Here is a 16,593-nt window from a genome sequence, read left to right as displayed (position 1 = left end):
CGGAAGTCGGTAGTGCATCGGCAATGGCAGCTGCCGGTGCAGTTGCTGTTAGCGGTGGTAGTCCACAACAGTCTGCCCAAGCATTTGCGTTTGCGCTGAGTAATTTATTGGGATTAGTGTGCGACCCAGTTGCTGGTTTAGTCGAGATCCCGTGCGTTTCACGAAATGTTGTCGGGGCGGCCAATGCGTTGTCAGCTGCCGACATGGCTTTAGCGGGTTTAGTAAGTAAGATCCCCGCAGATGAAGTGATCTTGGCCATGAAAGATATTGGTCAAAGAATGCCGCGTGAGTTACGTGAAACCGGTCTAGGTGGCTTAGCTGCTACAACAACAGGTAATAATATAAAGGTTAAGATCTTTGGTAAAGATATACAATAGTTTAAGAAGTAGTTATTTTTAATGAAACGCCCGGCTTGTTGTGATATCCTTAATAGGAATGTTTGAAATTGGAGGATCAATTATGAGTGAACAATTTGAACTGGTAATTTTAACAGGAATGAGCGGTGCGGGTAAGACTGTTGCAATGCAAAGCTTTGAAGATTTAGGGTATTTTTGTATTGATAATATGCCCCCGACTTTGATCCCGAAGTTTTATGAATTATTACAAGATACAGGGAAGATCCAGAAGGTTGCTTTGGGCATCGATTTACGTTCGCGATCTTTTTATGATCAAATTATTCAGATATTGAATAATGTAGAAGATCAGCAAGCCGTTAATGTTAAAATTGTTTTTCTGGATGCTTCAGATGAAGAATTAGTCTCACGTTATAAAGAAACTAGACGGGCACATCCATTAGCTCGTGCTGGAAGACTATTAGATGGGATCGCTAAAGAAAGAGAACTGCTAGCTGAAATAAAAAACCAAGCACAATTAGTGATCGATACGACTAAGTTATCACCGCGGCAATTACGCGAAGAAATCTTTCATACCTTCGAAAGTGGTAAAGAAACCCCATTTCATATTGAGGTGATGTCATTTGGTTTTAAATACGGTTTGCCGATCGATGCTGATATTGTAATGGATGTTCGTTTCTTGCCAAATCCTTATTATGTTCCAGAATTAAAAGATAAAACTGGCTTAGATCAACCAGTCGAAGATTATGTTATGAAATCAAGTGGAGCACAAAATTTCTACGAGCAGTTTGCTAGTTTGTTAGAATCGATCTTGCCAGGTTATGTTAATGAAGGTAAATCAAGCGTTGTGATCGCAATTGGCTGTACTGGTGGTCAACATCGTTCAGTTGCATTAACTAACTTGATCGGCCAAAGGTTAAAAAAACAATATCCAGTGCGTATCTCACACCGCGACATAAAAAAGCAGAAGGAGACAGTTAACCGATCATGAGTAATTATAATAGAATTGGACAACGTCCTAAGATAGTCGTGATCGGTGGGGGGACTGGCTTACCAGTCATCTTACGCGGTTTACGTAAAAGAAATGCTGATATCACAGCCGTTGTGACGGTAGCTGATGATGGTGGTTCATCTGGAGTGATCAGAGATTTTATTAATGTCGTTCCACCTGGTGACATTCGGAATGTTTTAGTTGCTTTGTCGGACATGCCGAAAATTTACAAAGATATTTTTCAGTATCGTTTTGATACGAAAGACCAGTTTTTCTCTGGTCATTCAATTGGAAATTTAATTATTGCGGCTTTATCTGAGATGAATGATGATGATATTTTTTATGCGGTACAGAAGTTGTCTAAGTTAATGCAAATTGATGGTAAGGTTTATCCGGCCGCAAGTGTGCCCTTGGTTTTAAATGCAGAGTTTAGTGATGAAACACACTTGACAGGAGAATCTGAGATCACAGCTGCCGAAAAAAATATTAAAAAAGTTTGGGTCACAAGTAACGATGGAACAAAGCCTAAAGCACGTCCTGAAGTGATCAATGCCATCATGGAAGCTGATCAGATCGTCTTAGGTCCTGGTAGTTTATTTACCAGTATTTTGCCTAACTTGATAATCGAAAATGTGGGGCAAGCGGTTTGTCAAACACAAGCAGAAGTCGTTTATATTTGTAATATTATGACGCAAAAAGGTGAAACTGAAAAATTCACCGATGCTGATCACGTGCGTGTTTTGAATCATCATTTGGGTAAAGATTTTGTCGATACAGTCTTAGTTAATACCGAAGCAGTCCCACAAAACTATATGGACCATCAAAAGTATAACGAAATTTTGGATCAGGTAAAATATGATTTTAACGGATTACGTGAACAAGGATGTCGTGTGATCTCAGATGATTTCTTAGAACTCAGAGATCATGGAGTATTTCATAATGAAAGAAAAGTTGTCGATGAGCTGATTCGTTTAACTGGACGACCAAATTCATGGGAAATAAATGGATATAATTAAATAAAATAGATGAGGGAAAAGCGACGTGGTGGTCTTAACTGCTTGATTTTCACTTAGCTTGTGTGACGATTGTCACCTCATACAAAAGGAGGGCGGTATAATGTCTTACGCTAGTGATGTCAAAAAGGAATTAACTACGTTAGAAGTTGATCATCTGGCCAACGGAAAAGCTGAATTAATGGCTTTGATCCGAATGAATGGTGCACTAAACCTGCTCGATCATCAATTTGTGTTAAGTATACAAACTGAGAATCCAGCCACAGCTCGGCGTATCTATTGGTTGTTAGAAAAATTTTACGGAATTAAAAGTGAATTGATGGTTAGGCGTAAAATGAAGTTAAAGAAAAATAATCTCTATATTGTACGTTTACGCTCAGGAAGTAGTCATGTGTTGCAAGATTTGGACATTATCGATGGTTTACAAATCAAGCAAACAGTTAATAATAACTTTCTTTCAACAGATGGTCCTGTACGTTCTTACTTACGAGGAGCATTCTTAGCAACAGGTTCCGTTAATAATCCAGAAACGAGTCGGTATCATCTGGAAATTTATTCGCTATACGAAGAACACAATAATAGTATTTGCGAAATGATGAATCATTATCATTTAAATGCACGTAAAACTGAACGACGTAGTGGTTACATTACTTATTTGAAAGAGGGCGAAAAGATTGCAGATTTTTTGTCCTTGATCGGAGCAACAAGTTCAATGTTGAAATTTGAGGATATTCGTATCATGCGTGATATGCGTAATTCAGTCAATCGGATCGTTAACTGCGAAAATGCTAATTTAAATAAAGTAGCCGATGCGGCTACGAAGCAAATTGAAAATATTAAGCTGATCGATGACATTGTTGGTTTAAACAAATTACCAGTTAAGCTTCAGCAAGTCGCAATCACTAGAGTTACTCACCCGGAAGTTAGTCTTAAAGAGTTAGGTGATCTAGTTGAGGGTGGGCCGATCTCGAAATCGGGTGTTAACCATCGTTTAAGAAAAATAAATGAATATGCTGATAAAGTTAAAAATGGAACATTTGATGCACAAAATGTATAAAAAAAGCGAGATCCTAAAAATTGGGATCTCGCTTTTTTATTATTGAAAGCTAAATTTATTCAGCTTTCTTTTTGTTCTTCATAATACCATCGATCAAACCATAATCGACTGCTTCTTGTGCAGTCATAAAATTATCACGTTCAGTATCTTTATTGATCTTTTCAAGATCTTGACCTGTACGTTCTGACAAAATCTTATTGATCAAATTACGTGTCTTCAAAATGTGTTCAGCAGCGATCTGAATCTCAGTTGATTGTCCCTGAGCACCGCCAAGAGGTTGATGAATTAAAATTTCAGAGTTTGGCAATGCAAAACGTTTGCCATCTGCACCAGCGGTTGACAGGATGGATGCCATTGAAGCAGCCATACCCAAGACAATCGTTTGAACATCAGAGTTCACAAAGTTCATTGTGTCATAAATCGCTAAACCGGCTGAAACGGAACCACCGGGAGAGTTGATGTACATGTAGATATCTTTTTCAGAATCCTGTGCATCTAAGAATAGTAATTGTGCGATCACGGCGTTTGCCATGTCATCTGTAACTTCACCTGAAACCATAATGATCCGGTCTTTTAAAAGACGAGAATAAATATCATAAGCGCGTTCTCCTTGTGGAGACTGTTCAATAACTGTAGGTACTAAATTCATAGTAATAAATACCTCCTGTTTCTTAAATAATTTCATAGAATTCTCTTCCATGACTTTGATTTATAGTTTACTCTATAGGTCAAAAAAGGTCAAACTTTAAGCATATAATTTTGGTATGAAATGATCTTAGTAAAATACTTTAGTAAGTCCTTAACAAACAGTAGAAACCAAATCGACAACTAAGGTATAATAAGAGTTGTAATGTATGCAAAATCTCACTGCCATGTTGTGACGTATTTGACTCGCTCGTGACTCACTTTTATTAAAAACCAGTGTATTTCAGTGAAAAGGGTAAAAGAAAAAAGCCTTTGAAATCAAGGCTTTTAACACTCAATGTTATATTATGTATAGTATATATGCGCCAGCAGGGAGTCGAACCCTGATTACAAGAACCGGAATCTTGTGTGCGATCCATTACACTACCGGCGCGTACTTAACTATATTAACTTAAATGTTCTTAAATTACAAGATAAATTTATAAAATGACTGAAGTAATGATAGGGAGGAAAAATTATGTCTTTGCGACAAAATTTAGGTCAACAGCAAACACAGGTTCAAAAATTAGCAATGACACAAAGAATGCAGCAATCAATTAGAATGTTGAAGTTTAATACAGATGAATTGCAAAATTATTTAAAACAACAAGAATTAGAAAATCCGTTTATTATTGTAAATCCGCGGCAAGACAAAAATGAGAGTGCAAATGTTGTCAGCGCTAGTCAGGTAGCTAATAGTAATACTGATTGGACTGAATTTACTTCTTCACGTCAAGGCCAGTCTCTTTTCGATTATTTATTGGACCAGGTCCACCTAACGATGCGGAAAACAGCATTACGAGGCTGGGTGATTTTTTTAGTAGACCATTTAGATTCAAATGGCTATTTAGATTTGGATTTAGATCAATTATTGGAAAGTGATTTGATTGATAAAACAACTTTGATCGACGCACTAACACTTTTACAAAATTTAGATCCACCAGGTGTGGGTGCTAGAAATTTACAAGAATGTTTGATCTTACAAGCACGTGATGATAAAGATGCTCCGTTATATACTACAGATGTATTGCAAGATGATTTTGAAAATTTTATTGAGCGTAAGTGGAAACCGATCTCGCATGAATATGAAATTAGTTTAGGACAAGTGCAGAAAATTTTAGATTACGTCCAGACTTTATCACCAGCTCCGGGTTCAGAATATAGTCAAGAAGAAGTGGGCTATATCCAGCCTGACTTAATTTTACAAAATGATCAGGAAAAAGAACTTGATGTTAAAACGACTAAACAAACAATGCCTAAAGTTGTTTTTCGGGATAAATATTTTCAGGAAATGTTAAATAATAAAGATCCGCAGGTCAAAGAATACGCAGAAGATAAGAAAAAGGAATTTGCTGCGATTTATCGCGATATAGAACAAAGAGGTTCAACTTTATTACGCGTAGGGCGTGAAATAGTTAAACGTCAGAAGAAATTTTTATTAGATTCAAGTAAACCATTGGTTCCCTTACTTTTACGTGACGTTGCTAATGTCTTGAAACTGCATGAGTCAACGATCAGTCGGACAGTGAATGGAAAATATTTACAAACACCACATGGGGTTTATGAATTAAAATTCTTCTTTTCGCAGGCAGTTAACTATAGTACGGAAGGCACGATCCTGACTGCGAATGATGTTAAAGCACGCATTAAAGCTGAAATAATGGCAGAAAACAAGCTAAAGCCACTTTCTGACCAAAAAATAAGTAAATTACTAGCAAGTGAGGGACTTGAATTGTCCCGTAGAACGGTTGCAAAGTATCGTGATCAATTAAATATTCCAAGTTCATCGCAAAGAAAAAAATATTCTTGAAAAACAAAAGTTCATAAATTTCACAGGCTGTAACATCTTTTCACAATAATAATTCGCATTTTCACAAATATATAAAGAATGTAGACTTTAATTGACTTTAAAAGCAAAAAATTAATGAAAAGCCGTCACAAGTGTTGAAAAAGTTAGTGAGTAAAACTTGCAATGGTCCTGTATTGTTGTTATAATTCACTTGTAAATAAGAAAGCAGCAAAGTGAATTTCACCTTTGACTGTCATGCTTATTTAAATAGATTGTTGGACATTATCAGTCCCAAGGGAGAGACGATCGATGCACCGTGAACTAGAGTGGATTCAAACTGTCGTTCCCGATATGATCAATGTCTTAAGTCGTCGCTATCTGATCTTGAAAAACATCAAGACCGATCGTCCAGTTGGGCGTAGGAGCTTAGCTACTCAACTACAATTGAGTGAGCGAGTTTTACGTACTGAAACTGATTTTCTGAAAAAGCAAGGTCTGATCGATTCGAGTAAGTCAGGCATGACTTTGACGGAAAGAGGAGTGTTGGTCGTTCGAGGCTTAAGTGGTTTTATGGATCAGATGCTTACTCGACAAGCAACGGAAGAAAAATTAACCTCTTTATTTGGAGGTAAACGTTGCTTAGTTGTATCTGGTGATAGTGATGAAGATGAAACAGCGAATTATGCGATGGGACAGACTGTAAATGAAATTTTACAGGCTTTGTTACCTGAAGGACATAACATTATCGCTGTAATGGGTGGCACGACTATGGCCGCGGTTGCCCAGTCATTAAGTTCAGAACTGTCTACTAGTAGAGATTTAATGTTTGTTCCGGCCCGTGGTGGTATTGGAGAACGGGTAGATGTTCAGGCTAATAATATTTGTGCCCAGATGGCAAATCGTACTAAAGGTGAACATCGAGCACTTTATGTTCCTGAGCATGTCAGCGAGAAAACTTATGATCCGCTACTTCGCGAACCTGCTGTTCAAGAAGTGATCAGTATGATCAAGCAAAGTAATGCGGTGATCCATAGCATCGGACAAGCAATACCGATGGCACAAAGACGTTCAATGCGTCAAAGTGCAATTGATTTGCTTAAGAAAAAAGGTGCTGTCGGGGAAGCATTTGGATATTTCTTCAATGAAAATGGAGAGATAATTCAAAAGCTTTCACGAATTGGATTGCAACTAGAGGATCTCGTGTCGATGAAGTGTGTTGTTGCCGTGGCTGGCGGAACTTCTAAAGGCCACGCGATCGCAGCATACATGAAACTTGCTCCTAGTCAGACATATTTGATCACTGATCAGGGAGCTGCTAACGTGATTTTAAAAGGGTAGTGTTTAGCCGCATTACTTTTTAAAATAAATTTTTTATTTCCTAAAGGAGGAAAATTTTAGTATGACTACTAAAGTAGGTATTAATGGCTTTGGCCGTATCGGCCGTTTGGCATTTCGTCGTATTGCTGCAACATCAAAGGACTTGGAAGTTGTTGCAATTAATGATTTAACTTCACCAGCAATGCTCGCTCATTTGTTGAAGTACGATACAGCTCATGGTCAATTTGACGCTGAAGTTTCTGCAACAGATGACGCACTTGTAATTGATGGCAAGAAGATTCCTGTATACGCAGAAGCAGACGCACACAACATTCCTTGGGTTAAGAATGACGGCGTAGAATTAGTACTTGAATCAACAGGTTTCTATACTTCTACAGAAAAAGCATCTGCTCACTTGGATGCAGGCGCAAAACGTGTTCTTGTTTCAGCTCCAGCTGGCGACATGAAGACAATTGTTTACGGTGTTAACGATGACATTATGTCAGCTGATGACAAGATGGTTTCAGCTGCTTCATGTACAACAAACTGCTTGGCACCTCTTGCAAAAGCTGTTAACGATGCATTTGGTATCAAAGCAGGTACAATGACAACTGTTCATGCTTACACAGCTACACAGATGGTACAAGATGGCCCTGACAAGAAGGGTAACGTTCGTAATGCTCGTGCTGCTGCACAAAACACAATTCCTCATTCAACTGGTGCTGCTAAAGCTCTTGGCTTAGTTGTTCCTGAATTGAACGGTAAATTGGATGGCCATGCACAACGTGTTCCAGTTATCACAGGTTCATTGACAGAATTGGTTACAACTTTGAATAAAGAAGTTACAGCTGATGAAGTTAACGAAGCTTTGGCTAAAGTTACAGAAAACAACGAATCATTTGGTTACAATGGCGATGGCATTGTTTCATCTGATATTATCGGTACAACATTTGGTTCAGTATTTGACCCAACACAAACACAGGTTGTTGGTAGTGGTGATGGCCAAGTTGTTAAGACTGTTGCTTGGTATGATAACGAATCAGGCTTTACAGCTCAAATGATCCGTACACTTGAGAAATTTGCTAGCATGCTTTAATATTCGAATTTAATTCGAATATTACGCCTGTGTGGCGCTAATTAAGGCGGGGGGAGGCAAAACTCTCTCCGCTTTTTCTTTGAAATAAGCAAAGAGTTTCAGAAGCCTTATATTGTGCAATTTTGATATTTGCTTTTCTGAGCTCTGGAAATAAATCAATGGAGGGTTTTCAATGGCTAAATTAACAGTTTCAGATCTTAATGATCTTAAAGGGAAAAAAGTCTTGATCCGTGTTGACTTTAATGTTCCTTTGAAAGACGGTAAAATCGGTGATGACAACCGGATGGTAGCTGCACTTCCAACTATTAAATATGTTACGGAACATGGTGGTAAGGCGATCTTGTTCTCACATCTTGGCCGTGTTAAAAAGGAAGAAGACAAGAAAGAATTGACATTGCGTCCAGTTGCTCAGCATTTAGCTGAATTACTCGACAAACCTGTTACATTCGTTCCTGTAACACGTGGACCTCAATTAGAAGAAGCAATCGATAAATTATCTGACGGTGATGTATTGTTAGTTGAAAATACTCGTTTTGAAGACTTAGATGGTAAAAAAGAATCAGGTAACGATCCTGAACTTGGCAAATATTGGGCCTCACTTGGTGACGTTTATATCAATGATGCTTTTGGTACAGCTCACCGTTCACATGCTTCAAACGTTGGTATTGCAAGTAACATGGACCAAGCCGCTGCAGGTTTCTTGCTAGAAAAAGAAATCAAATTCTTGGGTAATGCTGTAGACGATCCAAAACACCCATTTGTTGCTATTCTTGGTGGTGCTAAGGTTTCTGACAAGATCGGTGTTATCGACCACTTATTATCTAAAGCCGACAAAGTTATTATCGGTGGTGGTATGACTTATACGTTCTATGCTGCTAAAGGTATTAAGATCGGTAATTCTCTTGTTGAAGAAGACAAAATTGACCTTGCTAAACAAATTATTGACAAAGCAGGCGACAAATTAGTCTTGCCAATTGATAATGTTGTTGCACCAGAATTCAAGAATGATGCTCCTAGTGAAGTTGCTGAAGGGGACATCCCTGAGGGTCAGATGGCCTTGGATATTGGACCTAAGTCAATTGAATTGTTCAAGGACACCTTAAAAGATGCTCAGACAGTTGTTTGGAACGGACCAATGGGTGTGTTCGAAATGAGTAACTTTGCTAAAGGGACTCTTGAAGTTGGTAAATTCTTAGGTACTTTGACAGACGCATCAACGATCGTTGGTGGTGGTGATTCAACTGCTGCTGTCAAGGAACTTGGTGTTGGCGACAAGCTTTCACATATTTCTACAGGTGGCGGTGCATCTCTTGAGTATCTTGAGGGTAAAGAATTACCTGGAATTGCTGCTGTTTCCAATAAATAAGTTAGTGAAATAAAAAATTTATTATAATTGCGAGTACTTGATTTGCCCGCAATTATTTTTTTGAAGGAGAGGTATAATTTTATGCGTACACCAATTATTGCAGGTAACTGGAAATTAAACATGAACCCAGAACAAACTGCTGAATTTGTTAAGGATGTGAAAGATCAATTACCAACTGATGGTAGTGTTGAAGCTGTTATAGGTGCGCCTGCCGTTGACTTGCCTGCTTTGCTTGAAAATGCAAAGGGTTCAAGCCTTAAAGTTGCTGCTGAAAACAGTTACTTTGAAGATGAAGGTGCCTTTACTGGTGAAACATCACCTAAGGTCTTGGCTGAAATGGGTGTTGATTATGTGATCATCGGTCACTCAGAACGCCGTGAATACTTCCATGAAACAGATGAAGACATCAACAAAAAAGCTCATGCGATCTTCAGAAATGGTATCACACCTATCATTTGCTGTGGTGAAACACTTGAAACTCGTGAAGCTGGTAAGTATCAAGAATGGGTCGAAGGACAAGTAACAGCTGCTTTGAAAGGTTTAACAGCCGATCAAGTTTCTTCACTTGTTATTGCTTATGAACCAATTTGGGCTATTGGTACTGGTAAAACAGCTAGTTCCGATCAAGCTGAAGAAGTTTGTGCAATTGTACGTGCAACAGTTGCTAAATTGTATGACCAAACGGTTGCAGACAAAGTTCGTATCCAATATGGTGGTTCTGTAAAGCCTGCAAATGTTAAAGAATTAATGTCTAAAGACAACATCGATGGTGGTTTAGTTGGTGGTGCTTCATTAGTTCCAGAATCATACTTGCAATTAGTAAACTTTAACAAATAATGATTAAGCTCTCTTAGAAAGACTCGTGCTTAAGATGACATGGATAACGGTGATGTGATCGTTGATCTTCATTTTGAGCACGCTCTTTTTATACATATTTTTGGTAGATGCTCCGCTTATTTTTAGTATTGAACAAGCAGGTCTGCTGGTTGTTTTATCAATCATTTTGTGCTAAATTATAATAGATGTAGGTTACCTAGATAGGTAAGGAGGAAATTTATTTGTACAATACATTATTGACCCTATTGCTGATCGTTTCAGTATTAATTGTCATTGCGGTACTGATGCAACCAGCAAAAAATGATAATGCTGCCTCAGCATTGTCTGGTGGGGCGTCAGACCTATTTAGTAAACAAAAGCCACGTGGTTTTGAAGCTTTTATGCAGAGAGTTACAGCTGTTTTAGGGGTGCTGTTTTTCGTTTTAGCACTGGCTTTGGTATATATTTCTTCACATTAACTTTGAAGTAAAACCTCCTGCACAGTTTAAAACAGGAGGGTTTTTTGTTTGTTAAAAAGTCAAAATTGTTATGATACGGGGATTTAGATGAATAAAGAAAAAATTATAGAAAAATTAACGGAGTTTTTTAAAGCAGAACCAACGAGAAAATTTTCGGTAGAAGATATGGTTCAAAAATTGGGCATGGAAAGTGCGGGGCAGTTTAAATTTGTGGTTCAGGCATTGACACAGATGGAACATGACAAAAAGGTAGTTCTTGATAATGAGGGCAACTTTTCGTTAGTTCAAGATACAGAAACAGAAAAATTAGCTGGGATTTTTCATGCGAATGATCGTGGTTACGGTTTTGTAACAGTTGATCCCGAAGAGCCTGATTATTTTATTAACCCAACTGCTACTTTGTCTGCTTTAAATGGTGATGAAGTTAGGATCGAAAAAATTGGTGATGGTGATCCTTCAATTAATAAACGACCAGAGGGAAAAATCGTCGGGATCTTAAATCATTCCTTAACACAAGTTGTGGGAGAGTTTAAGAGTGCGGAAGATGAAAATTTACCAGCAGGGATTATTGGTACAGTTCACTTAAAGGACAAGAAATTATCTAATTTTCGTTTCTTAGTTGAAGATAAAGGACTTCATCCAGTTCCTGGTGAAGTGATCTTGGCCGATATTTCTGCTTATCCTGGTCCAGCTTTACCTAACTTATTAAAAGGTGTTGCAGTCAAAATTTTGGGGAATGTTAATGATCCTGGTATGGATATATTACAGGTGGTTTATGAGCATGATATTCCACATGAATTCCCAGACGATGTGATGGCACAGGCTGAAAGTATTCCTGACCATGTCACTGAGACGGAGAAAGAAGGCCGTGTAGATCTTACTGACCAACCTTTAGTCACAATTGATAGTATTGAGTCAAAAGATTTGGACGATGCAGTCAATGTTTGGAAACTTGATAACGGTAATTATCACTTAGGGGTTCATATTGCTGATGTTTCGCATTACGTTGTTCCGGGCACACCATTAGACCGCGAAGCATTTGAACGCGGAACTTCTGTATATTTGACAGATCGTGTGATCCCAATGTTGCCGCCTAAATTATCCAATGGCATCTGTTCGCTTAATCCACACGTTGAAAGATGTGCAATGTCATGTGAAATGGAGATCGACCCAGAAGGAAATGTAGTTAACCATCGCATCTTCCCAAGTTTGATAAAGTCAACAGAGCGTATGACTTACATTGCGATCAACAAAATAGTTGAGTCTGATGATCAAAAAACGAAGGAACGTTATGCGGAATTAGTTCCAATGTTTGAAGATATGGCTGAACTACACAAGATCTTGCTTAAGATGCGTAAACGTCGGGGAGCGATTGAATTTGATGACACTGAGGCAAAAATCATTGTTGATGAGCAAGGCCATCCAACTGATATTCAATTAAGGGAACGCGGTACTAGTGAAAGAATGGTCGAATCCTTTATGTTAGCTGCTAATGAAACAGTTGCAGCACATTTTCATAAATTGAAAGTGCCATTTGTTTACCGGATCCATGAAAGTCCTAAGCCAGAAAAGGTTGAATCATTTTTTGAAACTTTAGGCATACTTGGAATTGAAGTTCCTGGGAAAAAGACAGATATTAAGCCTAAAATGATGCAAACTATTTTGAAAAAAGTTGCAGGTAAGCCCGAAGAATCAATGGTTTCAACAATGTTGTTACGTTCAATGCAACAGGCTAAGTATTCTCCACAACCGTTGGGACATTTTGGTATCGCAGCAACTGATTATACTCACTTTACTTCACCGATCCGTCGCTACCCTGACTTAATGGTACATCGATTGATCCATTTCTATTTAGAAAATGGCACTGGTGAAGATGCTCAAGAAAAGTATGTTGATCAATTAGACGAAATTACAACACACAGCTCTGATGCAGAAAGACGAGGGATCTCTGCTGAACGTGATACTGACTCTATGAAAAAAGCAGAATTTATGTCCGATAGAGTAGGTGAAGAGTTCGATGCTGTTGTTAGTTCTGTAACCAAGTTTGGTATGTTTATCTCATTACCAAATACGGTCGAAGGATTAATTCATATTAGCCAGATCCGTGATGATTATTATGAATATTTGGAAAAACAAATGGCTTTAGTTGGGCGACGGACCAAGCAAACGTATCGGATCGGTCAACCTGTTAAGGTCAAATTGATCAACGTTAATGTGGAGCAAAAAGAAATTGACTTTACGTTAGCTGATCCTGGTCATGCCCCTAAAACAGACTTACTTGATGGCGTAGAATTGCCTGATCGTCGTCCTAAGCGAAATAATGATCATCGTTTCGACCATAAGAGATCCCAACGTAAGGGAAATAATAACCATCGTCCTAATAACAAGAACCGTCACAGTTATAATGGATCACGGACAGCCAATTATAATCATAAGTCACGCCAAGGTGCTTCGCGTCAGAATTTCAGGGGAAATAAGCAACGGAACAAAAATAGATAATTATTTTGTGCAGGCTACAAATTTCTAGGTATATTATTGTGGTTTGTATAATACGGAGGTTGATTTGAATGGTAAAACAAAAACAACATTCACGTCCCTTAGCTCAGAATCGTAAAGCCAGCCATGATTATTATATTTTAGATACGGTTGAGGCTGGTCTGTCATTGACAGGGACTGAAATCAAATCTGTTCGTGCCGCACGGATCAATTTAAAAGATGGATTTGCGCAAATTAGAAATAATGAGGCATGGTTGATGAATGTGCATATTTCGCCTTATGATCAGGGAAATCAATTTAACCATGACCCACTGCGTAATCGTAAACTCTTATTGCATAAAAAAGAAATCAAACGTTTAGAGCAAGAGACTTCTAAAAAAGGTGTTACTCTTGTGCCATTGAAGGTTTATTTAAAACATGGTTTTGCAAAGGTCCTTTTAGGGATCGCACAAGGAAAACGTGATTATGATAAGCGAGAATCGATTAAGCGACGTGATCAGGAACGTGAAATTCGTCGAACACTTAAAAATTATTAAAGTCGATCAACTTAAATACAAAATGGAGCTGGGACATAACTAGCTGTGCGCTTCTAAAAGGGCCGTCGATCTATCCCAATGGGGGTAGATCGATGGCCCTTAAACGTGTTCAAAAAGATTGAAGCCTTACTGTAACAACGATTGCATTATTCTGGTTCTCCATTTTGTTACGCCCCAAGTAATGAAATCGCAGTTACAACTTGATTTCAAAAAATCTTTTGTCTCACTCTTTTGTTTATTTACGTTAGTCTAAAGTCGGTCGCGTTCTCTTTTGAAAGTTTAATTCACTTTCTTTATGGCGAACTTTTTTGCTATTCGAAGCCCAGTAATCTAGGATCGCTGCTATACACAAACAGAGAGCCTCGTCTTGTTCATGACGAAAATCAAATTTAATGTAGTCTTGAGCATGCTTTTTTACATTACCAGTTCGCATGATCCATGCATGACCGGAATAAATTTTATAGCGGAAATTATTTAGGTTGCCAATTAAAAACCAGTTCAAGCCCTTTACAAAAAGCATTTCTGTACTGACACCATAATATCTCCGCAATGTACCAACTTTTTGTTGTCGTGAATACAGTTCAAATTTTGGAAATAGGCCTAGTGAACTTTGTTTGATCTCTGCTAATAGTGTACCTGAGACTGCATAGACAGATAATGCATCGTGTACTAGCCCAAAGCGACCAGTAATAAAATAGACAATATTATCATTGTCGTCTTTTATCGTTGTCACGCCTTTTTTTGTAAAGCCGATACGTTGTGCAAATAACGTTCGCATTTTTAGTTCACTTCCTACTCTGTGTTGTTCCTACGAAAGAGTTATATTATATCTTGCTAAGCTCTTGAAGCTGTTCTTCAATTGCTTTGCCTGCGCCATTATCCGTATTTCTGCTGGTTAAATGGTTTGCGGCCAGTTTGATTTCTTTAGTAGCATTTCCCATTGCATAGCTGATCCCAGCGATTTTAATCATTGATAGGTCATTGTTGTTATCTCCCATTGTCATGACATTGTCCATCGGGATATTTAGACTATCTGCGTATGATTGTAGTGCTAAGCCCTTTTGTGCTTTAATGTGATTGATCTCTATATTATTTGATCCTGACGAAGTAATAACTAGGGATTTGTTTTTTGCAAGTTCTTCTCGTACTTCTTTTAACTCTTCTGGACCGCTGGAACTGAATACCACGATTTTAAAAATTTGAATGTGTGGATCAGAAATTAGGCCATAATAATCATCCACGTAGTTTATATTCATTAATTCCATACGTGCTGATGCTAAACTTACTGCTAATTTGTATGGTGTTGTAGCATCAATGCTCTCAAGGAGATTAGCGAAATTTTCGATCCGTGCAGCCTTATCATCAGAGCAAACACCTTCAGTGGTAATAACTTCAAAATAGAGGCCTGCTTTTTTTAATAGAAAAATAATTTTTTGAGCGAGTTGATCTGAAAGTGGGGTAGAACTGATAGTTTTGCCGTCTTGGTCCATGACCAAAGCACCATTCATCGTGATCAATGGGCATGAAACCCCAGCTTGATCAAGTAGGGGTTTGACTTCTTTAAAAGCACGTCCGGTTGAGACAATAAAATTGATACCTTTTTCTTGAGCATGTTTGATAGCGGACACATTGTAGTCTGAGATCACCATTTGTTCGTTGAGCATCGTTCCGTCCATGTCAGAAGCAATTAATTGTAACATATCATTATAACCTCACTTTTTTATTCTTCTTTCATTCTAGCATGAATGATACGGTTCGTCAGATGCTTTTATTTACGTTATAATGTCCACTGTGGCAGTAAGTCAAATAGGATTTTAAAATAATTAGGTTCATATTTTTGCTGTCTCTTAGATTAAAGCGTTTTATTATGATAAGATAATTAGGAGGTGTTTTTATGAAAACGTTGATCAATAATGATTGGCAAGATATTTTAGGTCCAGAGTTTGAAAAAACGTATTATCATGAATTACATAATTTCCTCAAAGAGGAGTACTCACATTATACGATTCATCCTGATATGTATCATATTTTTCAGGCGTTTGAATGGACATCTTTTTCTGACGTGAAAGTTGTGATCTTAGGTCAAGACCCATATCATGGGCCAAAACAAGCCCACGGGTGTAGTTTTTCAGTATTGCCTGGCGTTGCGATCCCCCCCTCATTGAGGAATATTTATCAAGAATTGCAAAGTGATTTAGGGGTAAAACCGGTTAGTCACGGCTATTTAGAAAAATGGGCTAAGCAGGGTGTTTTACTTTTGAATTCTGTACTAACTGTTCGGGACGGTAAAGCATATTCTCACCAGGGCCAAGGCTGGGAAAGACTGACTGATGTTGCGATTGAAAAACTTTCCGCTAGAGAAAAACCAGTGATTTTTATCTTGTGGGGTAAGGCTGCGCAAAATAAAATAAAATTGATCGATCAGAGTCGCAATGTGATCATTCAATCACCGCATCCAAGCCCTTTGTCAGCACATCGTGGTTTTTTTGGCTCACGGCCATTTTCCAAGACCAATGCAGCACTTGAGGCTATGGGGGAACAACCAATTGATTGGCAGCTTCCGGAAAAAGTCGATCATAGGTAGTACTATGTTTTATAAT

The 16,593-nt window shown here is 38.2% G+C and carries 16 protein-coding genes and 1 tRNA gene; 13 read left to right on the top strand and 4 right to left on the bottom strand.

Annotation, left to right across the window (positions count from 1 at the left end; translation table 11 throughout):
• The 4 genes from LACPOB_RS12025 to whiA all read left to right on the top strand — a co-directional run.
• A partial coding sequence (locus tag LACPOB_RS12025; RefSeq protein ID WP_040533091.1) for an L-serine ammonia-lyase, iron-sulfur-dependent, subunit alpha occupies positions 1 to 377 on the top strand: 377 nt, incomplete at its 5' end.
• 82 nt (positions 378 to 459) lie between these two features.
• Positions 460 to 1,344: an RNase adapter RapZ gene (rapZ, locus tag LACPOB_RS0109435; protein ID WP_017868600.1), complete on the top strand. Its 885-nt coding sequence runs from the start codon at positions 460 to 462 to the stop codon at positions 1,342 to 1,344.
• Entirely contained in the window at positions 1,341 to 2,360 is a 1,020-nt protein-coding gene (gene mgfK, locus LACPOB_RS0109430) for a gluconeogenesis morphogenetic factor MgfK (protein WP_017868599.1), read from the top strand. The genes rapZ and mgfK overlap by 4 nt, the downstream gene beginning before the upstream one ends.
• Positions 2,361 to 2,460: 100 nt before the next feature.
• On the top strand, positions 2,461 to 3,414 hold the full coding sequence (whiA, locus tag LACPOB_RS0109425; RefSeq protein ID WP_017868598.1) for a DNA-binding protein WhiA: 954 nt from the start codon (positions 2,461 to 2,463) through the stop codon (positions 3,412 to 3,414).
• 55 nt (positions 3,415 to 3,469) lie between these two features.
• Here whiA and clpP read toward each other — a convergent pair whose 3' ends face one another.
• Complete coding sequence (clpP, locus tag LACPOB_RS0109420; protein ID WP_017868597.1) at positions 3,470 to 4,063, bottom strand: ATP-dependent Clp endopeptidase proteolytic subunit ClpP; 594 nt, start codon at positions 4,061 to 4,063, stop codon at positions 3,470 to 3,472.
• 357 nt (positions 4,064 to 4,420) lie between these two features.
• Positions 4,421 to 4,492 (bottom strand) — tRNA-Arg (locus tag LACPOB_RS0109415).
• An 84-nt stretch (positions 4,493 to 4,576) separates the two neighbouring features.
• Between LACPOB_RS0109415 and rpoN the strand changes: the two genes are divergently transcribed.
• The 8 genes from rpoN to smpB all read left to right on the top strand — a co-directional run bounded on the left by rpoN (position 4,577) and on the right by smpB (position 13,993).
• Positions 4,577 to 5,908 carry an RNA polymerase factor sigma-54 gene (gene rpoN, locus LACPOB_RS0109410; protein WP_017868596.1) on the top strand — a complete coding sequence of 444 codons (1,332 nt, stop codon included), beginning with the start codon at positions 4,577 to 4,579 and terminating at the stop codon, positions 5,906 to 5,908.
• A gap of 288 nt (positions 5,909 to 6,196) precedes the next feature.
• Complete coding sequence (locus tag LACPOB_RS0109405; RefSeq protein WP_017868595.1) at positions 6,197 to 7,225, top strand: sugar-binding transcriptional regulator; 1,029 nt, start codon at positions 6,197 to 6,199, stop codon at positions 7,223 to 7,225.
• Between the two features lie 61 nt (positions 7,226 to 7,286).
• Positions 7,287 to 8,300: a type I glyceraldehyde-3-phosphate dehydrogenase gene (gene gap, locus LACPOB_RS0109400; protein ID WP_017868594.1), complete on the top strand. Its 1,014-nt coding sequence runs from the start codon at positions 7,287 to 7,289 to the stop codon at positions 8,298 to 8,300.
• A gap of 172 nt (positions 8,301 to 8,472) precedes the next feature.
• Positions 8,473 to 9,666, top strand: a complete 1,194-nt coding sequence (locus LACPOB_RS0109395; protein ID WP_017868593.1) for a phosphoglycerate kinase — start codon at positions 8,473 to 8,475, stop codon at positions 9,664 to 9,666.
• A gap of 81 nt (positions 9,667 to 9,747) precedes the next feature.
• Entirely contained in the window at positions 9,748 to 10,503 is a 756-nt protein-coding gene (tpiA, locus tag LACPOB_RS0109390; RefSeq protein WP_017868592.1) for a triose-phosphate isomerase, read from the top strand.
• 221 nt (positions 10,504 to 10,724) lie between these two features.
• Positions 10,725 to 10,961 (top strand): preprotein translocase subunit SecG, encoded by a 237-nt coding sequence (gene secG / locus LACPOB_RS0109385; RefSeq protein ID WP_017868591.1) that lies wholly within the window; start codon positions 10,725 to 10,727, stop codon positions 10,959 to 10,961.
• 87 nt (positions 10,962 to 11,048) lie between these two features.
• Complete coding sequence (gene rnr, locus LACPOB_RS0109380) at positions 11,049 to 13,460, top strand: ribonuclease R (RefSeq protein WP_017868590.1); 2,412 nt, start codon at positions 11,049 to 11,051, stop codon at positions 13,458 to 13,460.
• 68 nt (positions 13,461 to 13,528) lie between these two features.
• The gene (gene smpB / locus LACPOB_RS0109375) at positions 13,529 to 13,993 is read left to right on the top strand and encodes an SsrA-binding protein SmpB (protein ID WP_017868589.1); all 465 of its coding nucleotides are present in this window, start codon (positions 13,529 to 13,531) and stop codon (positions 13,991 to 13,993) included.
• Positions 13,994 to 14,237: 244 nt separating this feature from the next.
• On the opposite strand, the gene LACPOB_RS0109370 is transcribed toward smpB, so the two are convergent.
• A complete protein-coding gene (locus tag LACPOB_RS0109370) occupies positions 14,238 to 14,771 on the bottom strand; it encodes an LURP-one-related/scramblase family protein (protein ID WP_017868588.1) in 534 nt (177 codons plus the stop codon).
• Between the two features lie 46 nt (positions 14,772 to 14,817).
• The gene (locus LACPOB_RS0109365) at positions 14,818 to 15,693 is read right to left on the bottom strand and encodes a Cof-type HAD-IIB family hydrolase (RefSeq protein WP_017868587.1); all 876 of its coding nucleotides are present in this window, start codon (positions 15,691 to 15,693) and stop codon (positions 14,818 to 14,820) included.
• 194 nt (positions 15,694 to 15,887) lie between these two features.
• Here LACPOB_RS0109365 and LACPOB_RS0109360 point away from each other — a divergent pair, with 194 nt between their 5' ends.
• Positions 15,888 to 16,577 (top strand): uracil-DNA glycosylase, encoded by a 690-nt coding sequence (locus LACPOB_RS0109360; RefSeq protein ID WP_017868586.1) that lies wholly within the window; start codon positions 15,888 to 15,890, stop codon positions 16,575 to 16,577.
• Positions 16,578 to 16,593 lie beyond the last annotated feature (16 nt).

This window comes from Ligilactobacillus pobuzihii E100301 = KCTC 13174 (assembly GCF_000349725.1).
Taxonomy (GTDB): Bacteria; Bacillota; Bacilli; order Lactobacillales; family Lactobacillaceae; genus Ligilactobacillus; species Ligilactobacillus pobuzihii.
Note: the sequence above shows the minus strand (reverse complement) of the source record. Positions and strands in the feature narration are given on the sequence as shown.